General features: G+C 50.6%; 13 protein-coding genes. 10 read left to right on the top strand and 3 right to left on the bottom strand.

The genetic code is table 11. The features are described 5' to 3' along the window. The first annotated feature begins 53 nt into the window (after window positions 1-53). The 10 genes from GBAG_RS13245 (at window position 54) to GBAG_RS13200 (ending at window position 10,117) form a co-directional block, all read left to right on the top strand. Window positions 54-959 (top strand): ABC transporter permease, encoded by a 906-nt coding sequence (locus GBAG_RS13245; protein WP_034496802.1) that lies wholly within the window; start codon window positions 54-56, stop codon window positions 957-959. Beyond that, entirely contained in the window at window positions 931-1,797 is an 867-nt protein-coding gene (locus tag GBAG_RS13240; RefSeq protein ID WP_034496799.1) for an ABC transporter ATP-binding protein, read from the top strand. The genes GBAG_RS13245 and GBAG_RS13240 overlap by 29 nt, the downstream gene beginning before the upstream one ends. Before the next feature lie 19 nt (window positions 1,798-1,816). After that, window positions 1,817-2,590, top strand: a complete 774-nt coding sequence (locus GBAG_RS13235; protein ID WP_034496816.1) for an ABC transporter ATP-binding protein — start codon at window positions 1,817-1,819, stop codon at window positions 2,588-2,590. A gap of 385 nt (window positions 2,591-2,975) precedes the next feature. Further along, window positions 2,976-3,512: a fimbrial protein gene (locus GBAG_RS13230; RefSeq protein ID WP_034496797.1), complete on the top strand. Its 537-nt coding sequence runs from the start codon at window positions 2,976-2,978 to the stop codon at window positions 3,510-3,512. A gap of 25 nt (window positions 3,513-3,537) precedes the next feature. Next, window positions 3,538-4,242 (top strand): fimbrial biogenesis chaperone, encoded by a 705-nt coding sequence (locus GBAG_RS13225; RefSeq protein WP_034496795.1) that lies wholly within the window; start codon window positions 3,538-3,540, stop codon window positions 4,240-4,242. Window positions 4,243-4,265: 23 nt separating this feature from the next. Next, window positions 4,266-6,785: a fimbria/pilus outer membrane usher protein gene (locus GBAG_RS13220; protein ID WP_156104887.1), complete on the top strand. Its 2,520-nt coding sequence runs from the start codon at window positions 4,266-4,268 to the stop codon at window positions 6,783-6,785. A 12-nt stretch (window positions 6,786-6,797) separates the two neighbouring features. Continuing rightward, window positions 6,798-8,144: a fimbrial protein gene (locus tag GBAG_RS13215; RefSeq protein WP_246864880.1), complete on the top strand. Its 1,347-nt coding sequence runs from the start codon at window positions 6,798-6,800 to the stop codon at window positions 8,142-8,144. After that, on the top strand, window positions 8,116-8,817 hold the full coding sequence (locus GBAG_RS13210; RefSeq protein WP_034496793.1) for a fimbrial biogenesis chaperone: 702 nt from the start codon (window positions 8,116-8,118) through the stop codon (window positions 8,815-8,817). Before GBAG_RS13215 ends, GBAG_RS13210 begins: the two co-directional genes overlap by 29 nt. A 51-nt stretch (window positions 8,818-8,868) precedes the next feature. After that, window positions 8,869-9,657, top strand: a complete 789-nt coding sequence (locus GBAG_RS13205) for a winged helix-turn-helix domain-containing protein (protein ID WP_034496792.1) — start codon at window positions 8,869-8,871, stop codon at window positions 9,655-9,657. Next, a complete protein-coding gene (locus tag GBAG_RS13200) occupies window positions 9,647-10,117 on the top strand; it encodes a hypothetical protein (protein ID WP_156104886.1) in 471 nt (156 codons plus the stop codon). Before GBAG_RS13205 ends, GBAG_RS13200 begins: the two co-directional genes overlap by 11 nt. Before the next feature lie 4 nt (window positions 10,118-10,121). Here GBAG_RS13200 and yegS read toward each other — a convergent pair whose 3' ends face one another. The 3 genes from yegS to GBAG_RS13185 form a co-directional block, all read right to left on the bottom strand. Beyond that, on the bottom strand, window positions 10,122-11,021 hold the full coding sequence (gene yegS / locus GBAG_RS13195) for a lipid kinase YegS (RefSeq protein WP_034496790.1): 900 nt from the start codon (window positions 11,019-11,021) through the stop codon (window positions 10,122-10,124). A 196-nt stretch (window positions 11,022-11,217) separates the two neighbouring features. Beyond that, a complete protein-coding gene (locus GBAG_RS13190) occupies window positions 11,218-12,231 on the bottom strand; it encodes a phage integrase (RefSeq protein ID WP_034496786.1) in 1,014 nt (337 codons plus the stop codon). A 115-nt stretch (window positions 12,232-12,346) separates the two neighbouring features. After that, complete coding sequence (locus tag GBAG_RS13185; protein ID WP_034496784.1) at window positions 12,347-12,646, bottom strand: helix-turn-helix domain-containing protein; 300 nt, start codon at window positions 12,644-12,646, stop codon at window positions 12,347-12,349. Window positions 12,647-12,695 lie beyond the last annotated feature (49 nt).

Below are 12,695 nucleotides of genomic sequence, written 5' to 3'. Positions count from 1 at the left end.
CTCAATCTGCTGTCCGACATGCTCTACCAACTCTTTGATCCGAGGACAAAATCATGACGGTTTCCTTTGGAACACCACAACTGACGGCGGCGGATGAGCGCTCGCTACGCGTTAAACGTGCAGGTCTTCGAGCGGTTGGGTTTATCGGCAAAATGGCGCGTAACCCGCTGACTGCCATTGGCGGGGGGATTGTCTTCTTGCTGCTGATGGTGGCGATTTTCGCGCCATGGATAGCGCCGTATAACCCGCTGGTTCAGGATCTGAATCGTGCGCTGACGGCACCCAACGCGACGCACTGGTTTGGCACCGACGAGTTTGGTCGCGATATCTTCAGCCGCCTGGTTTATGGCTCGCGCATTACGCTTTACATCGTGCTGCTGGTGTCAGTCACCGTTGGCCCGCTGGGTTTACTGCTCGGTGTGACCGCCGGATATTTTGGCGGCAAAGTCGATATGGTGCTGATGCGTATTACCGATATCTTTATCTCGTTCCCAAGCCTGGTGCTGGCGCTGGCGTTTGTGGCCGCACTCGGCCCCGGCCTTGAGCATGTGGTTATTGCGATTACGCTCACCGCGTGGCCGCCGATTGCCCGCCTGGCGCGTGCGGAAACCCTTTCGTTACGGCAGGCTGATTTTATCTCTGCGGTGCGTTTGCAAGGGGCTTCGCCGGTGCGTGTGCTGTGGCGTCACATTGTGCCGTTGTGTATGCCGTCGGTCATTATCCGTATCACCATGAATATGGCGGGCATTATTCTGACGGCTGCCGGGCTTGGCTTCCTGGGCCTTGGCGCACAGCCGCCAGAGCCAGAGTGGGGCGCGATGATCTCCAGCGGGCGCACTTACATGATGGAGTGCTGGTGGGTAGTAACGATTCCGGGGCTGGCGATTTTAATCAACAGTCTGGCATTCAACTTCTTGGGAGACGGCCTACGTGACATCCTCGATCCTCGCAGCGAATAATTCGCCGCAACTGCTTGATGTACGCGACCTCAATGTGACGTTTGTGAACGGTCGCCAGCAAACCCACGCGGTGCGTGGCGTTTCATTCCAGCTCGGGCGCGAAAAGCTGGCGATTGTCGGCGAGTCCGGCTCCGGGAAATCCACCGTCGGGCGTGCGCTGTTGCAGCTTCATCCTAAAAAAGCGCAGATCACCGCCGATCGTATGCAGTTTGGCGACGTTGACCTGCTCAATGCCACTGACGCACAAATGCGAAATGTGCGCGGCAAACGTATTTCTATGATTATGCAGGACCCGAAATACTCGCTAAACCCTGTGATGTGCGTCGGGGATCAAATTGCGGAAGCGTGGCTGACGCACCATCGCGTCGGGCATAAAGAAGCGAAGCAAAAGGTGCTGGAAATGCTCGAAGTGGTGCGCATTCGTCAGCCGGAACGCGTCTATAACCTCTATCCGCACGAAGTTTCTGGCGGCCAGGGGCAGCGCATCATGATTGCCATGATGCTGATTACCGACCCGGAAATGGTGATTGCCGACGAACCGACTTCCGCGCTCGATGTGTCAGTGCGTTTACAGGTGCTGGCGCTGCTAGATGATTTAGTGCAATCGCGTGGCCTGGGGCTGATTTTCATCAGCCACGACATCAACCTGGTGCGCAGTTTCTGCGACCGCGTGCTGGTGATGTACGCCGGGCGGGTAGTGGAATCTATCGCCGCAAAAGATTTGGATAATGCGCAGCATCCGTACACGCAGGGGCTTATCAGCGCCTTGCCGGATATGGACAAACGGCGTGCGCATCTGCCGGTTCTGCAACGCCAGACCAGTTGGCTAACCCAATAAGGAGCAACGAATGTCATCCATGATTGAAGTCAGCCAGCTCAATTTAACCTTTGGCGAAGGGGCGAAAACCAACCAGGTGCTATTCGATGTGAATTTTAACGTTGGGCACGGCGAGATTTTTGGCCTGGTGGGGGAGTCGGGATCCGGGAAAACGACGGTGCTGAAATGCCTGGCGGGGTTGTTTACCCACTGGCAGGGAAAACTGGTAATTGATGGGACGGAACTTGAGCACAAAATCAGCCGCGAACGGTGCCGTATGGTGCAAATGGTATTTCAGGATCCCTACGGTTCGCTCCATCCGCGCCATACCATCGGCGACATTCTGGAAGAACCGCTGCAAATACATGGTTTCACCGACCGCGACCGCCGCATCAACATGATGCTCGATAAAGTCGGCCTGAACCGGGCGTTTCGCAGCCGTTATCCGCATCAGCTTTCTGGCGGGCAGCGCCAGCGTGTGGCGATTGCACGTGCGCTGATACTTGAACCGGAAGTACTGCTGCTTGATGAACCTACTTCAGCATTGGATGTTTCGGTGCAGGCGGAAATTCTCAATTTACTTTCGGATTTACAGCAAGAATCGAAACTCACCTATTTAATGGTGACGCACGATTTAGGCGTCATTGCGCATTTATGCCATCGCGTCGGTGTAATGCAACACGGGAAGATTCTTGAGTCACTCAGCACCGATAATTTAATTAGCGGTGCGGCGCAAAATCCTTATACCCAAATGCTGGTGAATGCCAGTCGGCAATATAGCCGGGAGATGGCAAGTCAGGTGGCTCAGTTTTAATTAATGATTGCTTTCAGTAATACCGTGCGTCAGGCAAACCCTGGCGCATTTTTATATGGTTAAGATTAATAATTCTGTTCCTTTAAACTCCCGTTCTCACTCCTCTGAATTTTTTATAACTATATAAATTATATGAAATAATTTGTTCTTATATAAGATGTTTTTCTTATATAAGAAAGGCACCAAAGATTATTCAGAAAACAAATCTAGGAAATTTCCTAATAAGCAATAACATGACCATACCTTCTGCAATGTTTCTGCTTAGGGTTATATATCTCATTCTCAACTGCTTAACCTTATCTGTTTATTTATCAGTAACAGGCTTATTTGCTCTGGGATTCCGCATTGCACGATAAGGACGAAGCAACACAACAAGGATAACAAGATGAAAACTTTATTACCTGTAGTATTCGGCACGGCAGCTTTATTAAGTGGCGCGGCTTTCGCGGAATCAACAAACACCATTACCTTTAAAGGTGAGATCACTGAACAAACCTGCTCGGTGACCGTTAACGGTTCAGATGCTCACCCTGTCGTACTGTTGCCAACCATCTCTAAAAGTGAACTTAAGGACGCTGCTTCTTCGGCAGGGCTGACCACGTTCACTATGGGCGTCAGTGGATGCAGCGTAGACAGCGCCACATTAGAGATTAAAACCTTATTTATCGGCACTAACGTTACCAGTAGCGGAAACCTTGCAACCAGCGGTTCGGCTACTAACGTTGAGCTGCAATTGCTAACAGATGCATCGGGCAGCACGGTTATCGACCTAAGTAACCCAATGGCTGTTGCAGGGATATCTATCCCGGCAGGAGAACAGTCCGGTGAACACGACTACGCCGTGCGCTACTTCTCGCCAACCGGCAATGCTACCGCGGGTGATGTTGTCGCCGCAGTGCAGTACGCGATTTCTTATCTTTAATAGTGCACGGCGTAGGGGATGAAACATGAGTTTAGGGAGAAGTTTGCTTACGTTTGCACTCATCGGTACCTGTTTGAGCAGCCAGGCAAGTGTTGTGATGACGGGCAATCGTGTGGTGTATCCAGCGGATGCAAAGCAAGTCAGCGTGCAGTTAACCAACCGGGATGACTTTCCGAATGTCATGCAGGCCTGGCTGGACAGCGGCGATGAGCAGTCAACACCGCAAACCGCGCGCGCACCTTTTATTCTGACCCCTCCTATGTTTCGCATGGCCGCACACAGCGGCCAAACCCTGCGCTTGCAATATACCGGTGCGGATTTGCCAAAGGATAAAGAGTCGGTGTTCTGGCTCAATACCTTGCAAATCCCGCCGGTGGCTAAAGGGAGTGAAGCATCCAATCAGATGATCGTGATGCTGCGCAGTCGTATGAAAGTGTTCTGGCGTCCCGCTGGATTACAGGGCTCGCCGGACACGATGAACAAAACGACAACCGCTTCGGTTTCAGGCCGCCAACTGAGCCTCACCAACAACAGCGGCTATTTCGCATCGATTGCCCATGTGGTGGTGACGGTTGCCAATAGATCCGTGACGTTGAGTGGCGAGATGATTGCCCCCGGTGCGACAAAATCATGGCCCTTAGCTGGCACACCTTCGGGTGACAGCGTGCAGATGACATGGATTAACGATCAGGGCGCTTATCTGAGCGGAACACTTCCACTGAAGCATTAGCGGCTTTGCAGGGAAGCAAAATTATGGAAAAACATCGCTGGCTGAGCCTTTGCTTGCTGGGTGGATGGGCGTTGCCGTTCCTCTTGCAGGCTGAAAACTACACCTTCGATGAAGCGTTATTGTTGGGGAGCGATTACGGGCAGGGGCTTGCTCGCTTCAACAGCGAGGCTTCAGTGGCTCCGGGTCAATATCTGGTGGATATCTGGCTAAACGGGCGGTTTATCGCCCGTGAAGGAGTGATGTTTCGTGGTGAAGGCGAGGATGTTACGCCTTGTTTGCCGTTGGTATTTTATGAACAAAATGGTGTGCTGGCATTAAACACGCCCGGCAGCGAAAGCTGTTTAAGCCCTGCGAAACGCGTCACAGGGGCAAGTTATGTATTTGATAATGCGCTATTACGGCTGGATATTGCCATCCCCCAGGCTGAAATGGTGCAGGTGCCGCACGATTACGTCGCCCCCGAGCAATGGCAGGCGGGGGAAAGCCTGTTGTTTACCAACTACAACAGTAACTTTTATTACAGTGATGCGGGTGGAAGCCAGAGCGAATACGGCTGGTTGGGGCTCACAGCGGGCATTAACTTTGGTTTATGGCAACTGCGCCAGCAATCCTCAGCAAGCTATAGCCGTTATGGGGATAAGAAACGTTATCAGTGGGATAACTTACAAACCTGGCTACAACGCCCGGTTGCAGCGCTGCAAAGCACACTCAGTGCAGGGCAAAGTTACAGTGGTGGCAACCTGTTTAGCAGCATGGCGTTTACTGGCGTCAAACTGGAAACCGACCAACGGATGTGGCCTCAATCCCGACAAGGATACGCACCAGAAATTCGCGGCACGGCAGCAAGTGCCGCACGTGTGGTCGTCAGCCAGAACGGGCGCACGTTGTACCAAACCAATGTGGCGCAAGGGCCGTTTGTGATTAACGACCTTGCCAGCACCGCCTGGCAGGGCGATTTACAGGTTGATGTGATTGAAGCCGATGGTAGCCGCAGCCAGTTCACTGTGCCGTTTTCTGCGCTGCCGCTTTCATTGCGCCCGGGTGTCTGGCGCTATAACGCGGTTATTGGCCGTGCGCGTGATTACGATACGGATGACAACTGGTTCGGTGATTTCACCCTTGAACGCGGTATCGCCAATAGCCTGACGGCTAACGGTGGCGTTCGTCTGGGGAAAGAGTACGCCTCCACGGTACTGGGTGGCGTCTGGGCTTCAGAGCTTGGGGCGATTGGTGCGGATGTGACGGCGTCGTCCGCTCAACTCCCGGATGGCAAACAAACGGGCTGGCGTTCACAGCTTTCCTGGAGCCGTTCATTTAACGCAACCGGTACCAACGTGGCACTGGCGGGCTACCGCTATTCCACTGCCGGATATCGTGATTTCAGTGATGTGCTGGGTGAGCGGAATGCCGCTAAATACAGTGACGTCTGGCGCTCGGATACACTTTCGCAGCGCAACCAGTTTACCGCCACCGTTAACCAGCAATTGGGTGACTATGGCTCGATATGGCTTTCCGGCTCGGTGAGCGATTACTACGGCGAACGGGGACGCAATACACAGCTCCAGTTTGGTTATGCCAATCAGTGGCGACAAATTAGCTATAACCTGGCCGCGAGCCGCCAGCAAACATTCTGGCGTGATACCACACGACGGGCAGATGGGCAGCCAGCGCAAAATGCCAGACACGGCCAGACGGAAAATATTGTCACGCTGACATTCTCCGTGCCGCTGAAGTTTGGTGAGCGTGAAGATTATCTCTCGCTTTCAACTAGCCATAGTAAAAGCAGTGGCACCAGTTATCAGGCATCGCTGGCAGGCTCCATCACTGAAGACGATAGCGCAAGTTATGCCGTTTCTGCGGGTTACCAGAACTCGTCGGGCGAGGCGGCACAAAAGAACTGGAGCGCCTCGCTGCAAAAAATGACTTCGTTTGGCACCCTCAACGGCAGCTATTCGCAGGCAGAAAACTATAAGCAATGGTCAGGTGGAATGCGGGGTGCCGCAGTTGTGCATCGCGGAGGCGTTACGCTTGGGCCATGGCTAGGCGACACCTTTGCGCTGGTGGAAGCCAAGGGCGCCGAAGGGGCACGCGTCAGTAATGGCCAGGGCGCAGCCATCAACGCTCAAGGCTTCGCGCTTGTGCCATCGCTAACTCCCTATCGTTTTAATAATGTTCAGTTAGACACCCGTAATATGGCGGCCGACATTGAGCTTGAGGATAACCAACAACGCGTTGCACCGTATGCCGGAGCCGCAGTGAAATTATCGTTCTCAACGATAAAAGGAACCGCAGCACTGATTGATGTCACTACACGCCGTGGCTCGCTCCCTGCAGGAGCAGAAGTCTTTGATGAACACAATCAGATTGTCGGGATGGTGGGGCAGGCAAACCAGGTGTATGCCCGTTTACCGACAACGAAAGGACAGTTGACGGTGCGTTGGGGCGAGGGCCCTGATGAAAGATGCGCTTTTCAATATCAGCTAACAGATGACCAACCTCAGCGGGCGATGATCGCGCTTACTGCTCAGTGTTCGGATGCGTAAGGAAACCATTAAGTGAAAACCAGGACAAAACTCGCGATCGTCATTCTGATGATGTTAAGCGCTACGGCACAGGCGGCATGTGAATACATTATTTACCCGTATACCGGTGCGAACAGTCAATTCGGTTCACATCGCCTGAGTTCGGCCAGTGATGGCAAAGCTGATTCATGGTGGGGTCACAGTGGGGCCGATGCCAAGAACGGGCAGTTGACCGGCGTGAGTAAATCTATTGATGTCAGCAGCAATAATATTTTCCAACCGCCTGGCACGGTGCTTGCGGCAGCTGGGGGCATTCCTTTTACCCAATATGCGCACAAAGGCGGGTGGGACCCTGAACTGGTGTTTTTCCGCTGTACGCCCGATACCGCAGGCCAGCTTTACCAGGCGTTTTCCACCAACGGGGATGACGCCTATGCCGGTTGGTATGAAGCGCAAGATGTGCCGGGGGCTTATCTGACGCTTGCCAGAAATGTGGCGATGCGCATTACGCTGGAAGCGACCGGACAGGTATTCACGGATATCTGGCAGCAGATCGCCATGACTAACCTTGATACGGATAAAGACGGCAACTTTTTAATTAAAGCCAAAAACTTTTCGCCGATTCGTGTGGAGCTGATGAAAACAGCGGATACGCGATATTTTATTAGCTCGGCTGCGACGTACACTTTTGCAGGGGTAAACCCTAATGCTTATGTTGTGTTTCGCGGGCCAGGACTTGATTCGAACGGCATCAAAGTGGGCCAGGCGCATCGTGGCGGTAACTGGGCTGGCTGGTATCACGAATGGCCATCGGTCATTAGCCTTTACAATAATGGGATTACCGTGCGGCGAGGGGCGATTTGCCAGGTAACCCATTTCACACCTTTTGTGCAATTACCAAGAGTCAGTGCCACGGATATCAGAGCTGGGCACAGCGTCAGTGCACCTTTCTCGCTGGAGTTTGCTTGCGAATCCAATGTGGTTTCAGGGGTTGTCTCCAACAAGCAGAACGTCGCACTCGGGTTTCTGGCTCCGGAAGCGAATGTCCTGGCAGCGCAAAAATACGGCCTGATTAGCGGGAATGCGGTGACTCACTTACTTGATGATGCTTACGGCGCACCGGGTCATGCACGGGGTGTTGGCGTCAGGATATTACGCAATGGTTTCCCGATGAACTTCTTGACCACCGACGTCGCTGGAACAGGCGCAGGCGCTGGTTGGGTGCCTGTGTTGGGGGGCGCGCAGGTAAAAACCGCAACCCAGAGTGGTGTTGATAGCTACCACGAAACATTTGAAGCGCGTCTTGAACGTTTCTCAAGTGATCAACTGGAAGCAGGGAGGTATCAGGCTCATGCCCAAATCCTTATGCGTCTTCAGTAGATTGCTGTTTTTTTGGCTATGTTTAGCCTTGCCCGCTCAAGCGGTGGTCAACCTGAGTGCCACGCGGGTGGTCTTTGAGAAGGGGGCGGCGACCCAATCCATTACGCTTGCGAACAGTGCTGATTATCCGGTGATGGTGCAGGCATGGATTGACGATGGCGACCCTCACGGTATTCCGCAAACTGCCGAATCGCCGTTTGTCGTACTGCCACCCATTTTTCGTCTGGCGCCGCTTGAGCAGCGTTCTGTCAGGCTGCTAACCAGCGCTAAAGGTTTGCCAGATGACCGTGAATCGTTGTTTTGGCTAAATATTTATGAGATCCCACCTAATCAGCCAGCGGTACAGGATGAAAAAATCCTGCTGGCATTTCGTACGCAGCTGAAAGTGTTTTGGCGTCCAGCTGGAGTGGGGAAACTGACTGAAGATGTGGGAAATCAATTACGTTTTACGCGCTCGGGTGAGGGAGTGACAGTATCCAACCCTACGCCCTGGAATATCTCTTTGGCTGCGGTAGAAATAGCCGGGTATTCTGCTTCGGGAATGACCTTAAGTCCTTTTTCGCAGCAGCCGCTCTTTACGTTTAATAAGGTAGATTTACAGGACGGTGTAGTTAAATTTGTCATAATAAACGATGAGGGAAATCAGTGGGGTTATGCTTTGTCGATTAAATAAACAGATCTAATAAGCCTTTACACCCCCAGATCTGAATACGTAAGGAACAGCGTGAATAAACAAATTATCTTGAATGGCGTGGCGGCCTTTCTACCTGAAAAACACAGGGTTATCGCTATTAATAGCGACCGACCACCCTTATCACTGAGTATACCTGCGAGTAGATGCCTGGCATTGTTGGTTAATTATCAAGGGGAAGTGGTGCTTCGGGAACACTTTTTCCATGAAGTCTGGGTGAGTAATGGAGCCCAGGTAACCAATAATACCTTCTATCAAAATATTTCCCTTTTGCGGCGGGCATTTAAAGAGTTTGGCCTTAATGAGGACTATATCGTCACGGTCCCAAAGGTGGGGGTCAAACTTGAAAATACCTTGAAAATAACCCGCAGTGAAGAAGTTGAAATCATTGCTACGGAGCTATCACAACCTTCTACGCCTGAGCCAACACCGCCGCGTAAGATTGCGCGCCGTTTGTCTTCTTCGTTCAGTAAGGGGCGATTTGGTTTAGGTTCAATGGTGCTAGTGCTCTGTTTAGGTGGCACGTTTTTGGCTTGGCAAGCCAGCATGGATAACCGCTTCACAGAATTTAAACCGCTAATAACTCAAAGTAACTGCAGTTATTTTGTGAATTCCGATACCACTGACTATAAAAAACATCGCTTATTTGCGCGTGATTTTAAATTGAATTGTGAAGATTTTCATTATGTCTATTTAACAGCTTATAACAATTTTGCCCGTTTTTCTGCTGTGGCCTGTGAACGTCCATTTAGTGCCTGGCGAAAGAATCACTGTGTCACACATTATGTTATAACGGATAATGGAAATGCGTTTGAAAAATAATACTGCATGGTTATTAGTAGGCTTGCTGATCATCGCATCCTGTATCGCGACGGTTAAGGTATATCTGTATTGGAAAAATACGCATTTTAGCTGTGCTGGGGAATTAACCCTTCATCGTAAAGATAATGTTGCAAATGTTACGATGCAATATGTTTTTAATGGTGATACCGGGGCGGTGATGCTACGGGGTGAGGTTATATCGAATAATACTCGGGTTGAACAAGTAAGCCAGAATGTATTTTTTGATTTTCAGCGTAAGGGAAATGATTATTTTCTCATTTCAAAGTCAGTGACGGATTCAACTGGAAGCCCAACGGACCTCCCATTATTAAAGAGAACATTCCCGCTCTTCTATTTAGAACCCGATGCGAAGTTTTTTCTTAATATCAAACAATTAACTGGCTCCAGCTGGCTTTTTACCACCAGCCGATCGCCTTCTTTGCTTTGCAGCAGTAAATAACCCGTTAACCTAACAGCGGGCAGTTTGGCGGCAGGCGGCAGCTCAACGCATTGGGATGGATATCAATGCGGAATTTCTGGCTGGTCAGCGGCTCGCCATCAAGGTTAAAGGTAATGTCGTGCGGGGCGGTTATCTCGAACCAGGATGAACGCCCATCAATAATATTTGGGTTGTCGTCTGGTTGCGTCAGCGTTTTAAAAATTGCTGGCAGCAACTCTTCGCCAGTAAAAATACGCAACTCTAATAAACCATCATTAATCAATGCCTGCGGGCAAAGTTCCTGCCCACCACCCGCCTGGCGGCCATTGCCGATACCAATCACCAGCGCATCGCCTTGCCACTCAAAATCTTCACCACGAATTTCGCAGCGGTCAGGTTTGAGCGTGTCGAGGCGAATCAGTCCGTGAACAAAATAGGCAATTCCACCGAGTGCAGCTTTCAGTTTTTCAGGTGTTTCGGTAGTGATACGTGTGCCAAAACCACCGGTTGCCATATTGATAAAGAAGGCGGATTCGTTCACTTGTACCAGGTCAATAGGCACGCCTTTGCCGACTATCGCCAGTTGCAATGCTTTATCCAGCTCCTGGGGAATGCCTATGCTGGTGGCAAAATCATTCGCGGTGCCTAGCGGGAGAATCCCCAACACCGGGCGGTTTTCAGGAGCAAGTTGCGCCAGCGCGGTTGCTACTTCGTTTATTGTGCCGTCGCCGCCGCCAGCAATGACGGTATTGACACCCAAACTGGATGCTTCTTTTACGTAACGAATCGCGTCGCCTTGTTCCCAGGTAACGCGGATGTGTAACGTGTAACCCTCGTCACGCATGACTTTTACGGCGCTTCGCAAGATGTCATTGTTGGCACCTTTGCCGTTCAGAATGACGAGTGATACGGGAAACTGCTCCATGGCGGACCTCAGGAAATGTAATTGAATTCTGAGTGTATCGTATGTGTGGGATTTGCGGGTAAGAACAGGCTGAGTCTGCGGAGTTTAGCAAAAAAGAAGGCCTGCGGAAGTGCCTTTCTCTTTGCTGTTAATACAGGCTTTCAGCGGTGGAATGCGGGTTAACGCGGTACTGAACACCACTGAAAGCCATCAAAAACTACTGGTCTGTGGACACTGTGTGGACGTTTTTCGCTTCAGTTCCGCCACGAAGTGGATTGAGCGACACGGCATCCTGTAAGTATTCAGGCGCGAAATGAGCATAGGTCATGGTCTGCTCAATTCGCGAATGTCCTAGTATTCGTTGCAGCGTGATAATGCTTCCTCCGTTAATCATAAAATGAGTAGCAAAACTGTGGCGAAGCGCATGAGTTGCTTGACCGGACGGTAAATCAGGTTTCACTTCCTTCAGTATTTGCCGGAACTCTTTGTAATGGGCATCAATAAAAAGGAATCCGCGTTTATTGCCTGCAATCATTTCAGCCACTTCCTTCGATACAGGAACTGTGCGCGGCTTGTTTGTTTTGGTTTTAACAAACGTCACGCGGTTCTGAATGATATGTTCAGCTTTTAATTTCACAGCCTCACCCCATCTTGCTCCAGTGCTCAGGCAAAGTACGGCGATCTTCTTGTTATCACCGTCAAGTTTGGAAAGCAGTAGTTCAATCTCATCTTGTGTCAGATACCCGGTTTCTGGCTGCTGCTCTTTAAGCCTTTTCATGCCCCGGATTGGATGCTCACCACCGAATAATTCAGCATCAATCAAAGCTGTAAACATCCCGCTAAGACAAGTCAGGTCACGGTTTATGCTTGCAGGCTTGATACCCAAGCTTCTTCGCGCAGTGCTGTACTGACTGATAAGTGCTTTGGTTATCTGAAATGCACACGGGTCGCCGGTTATTTCAGTAAAGAGTTCAATTTTTCTGAGATAACCCTGTCCATAATCTTCATGCTGCCCTTTTAACTTCCACCAAACTTGAGTCAGTTCTGAGAGGCGTCGCTTATCTGTCGGCTTCGAGAGCCATTCTTTGTTGTGGTGGTTGTATTGAGTGTGCTTCTCAAAAGCGACAGCCTCGCTTTTCTTTTCAAACTTCCTGCGGATACGCTTTCCGTTGCGACCAGCAGGTCTAATGTCCACTTCCCATCGACCATCATCGAGTTTCTTGATTGTCATCAGAAAACCCTCCGATTGGTTTGCTTACTTTTTACTCTTAACTCTTTCTTTCTGTGTGTAGGGTATTTATCTGCTAATGACATGCATTTTACATGTATGTATCGCCTATAAATTGTTAACCAGTTTTTTGCTCTGAGTGGGGTGAGGTTGTTGTTCCTTGCCCAAAGTGTGCGAGTGCCGGTGCAATTTGCCCGGCTTCTGGTGCAATTTGATCAGTAATAAACCACATTGTGTATTTCATAAACTTTGGGTTATTGAGAATTTTCATCGTTATATCGGTGGGAGGTGTCGTTCTTCCACTTTCGTAATAAGTCAAAGAACTGTACGGAACTCCTGTAATTTCAGCGAATTGCTTCCTGTTTAATCTTTCCGACTCGCGCATAAGCGCCAGTTTTTCGCTAATTGCGATTGACATGTTATCAAGATCCTCTAATAATCTTCGTGAATTTCAAGTTTGTATCGGG

This window comes from Buttiauxella agrestis ATCC 33320, from assembly GCF_000735355.1.
Lineage (GTDB): Bacteria > Pseudomonadota > Gammaproteobacteria > Enterobacterales > Enterobacteriaceae > Buttiauxella > Buttiauxella agrestis.
Note: the sequence above shows the minus strand (reverse complement) of the source record. Positions and strands in the feature narration are given on the sequence as shown.

What these genes read in the sequence shown, in the direction of transcription:
- GBAG_RS13245 (WP_034496802.1), top strand. Translation starts at nt 54, where the DNA reads ATGACGGTTTCCTTTGGAACACCACAACTGACGGCGGCGGATGAGCGC.
- GBAG_RS13235 (WP_034496816.1), top strand. Translation starts at nt 1,817, where the DNA reads ATGATTGAAGTCAGCCAGCTCAATTTAACCTTTGGCGAAGGGGCGAAA.
- GBAG_RS13230 (WP_034496797.1), top strand. Translation starts at nt 2,976, where the DNA reads ATGAAAACTTTATTACCTGTAGTATTCGGCACGGCAGCTTTATTAAGT.
- GBAG_RS13225 (WP_034496795.1), top strand. Translation starts at nt 3,538, where the DNA reads ATGAGTTTAGGGAGAAGTTTGCTTACGTTTGCACTCATCGGTACCTGT.
- GBAG_RS13220 (WP_156104887.1), top strand. Translation starts at nt 4,266, where the DNA reads ATGGAAAAACATCGCTGGCTGAGCCTTTGCTTGCTGGGTGGATGGGCG.
- GBAG_RS13210 (WP_034496793.1), top strand. Translation starts at nt 8,116, where the DNA reads ATGCCCAAATCCTTATGCGTCTTCAGTAGATTGCTGTTTTTTTGGCTA.
- yegS (WP_034496790.1), bottom strand. Translation starts at nt 11,021, where the DNA reads ATGGAGCAGTTTCCCGTATCACTCGTCATTCTGAACGGCAAAGGTGCC.
- GBAG_RS13190 (WP_034496786.1), bottom strand. Translation starts at nt 12,231, where the DNA reads ATGACAATCAAGAAACTCGATGATGGTCGATGGGAAGTGGACATTAGA.
- GBAG_RS13185 (WP_034496784.1), bottom strand. Translation starts at nt 12,646, where the DNA reads ATGTCAATCGCAATTAGCGAAAAACTGGCGCTTATGCGCGAGTCGGAA.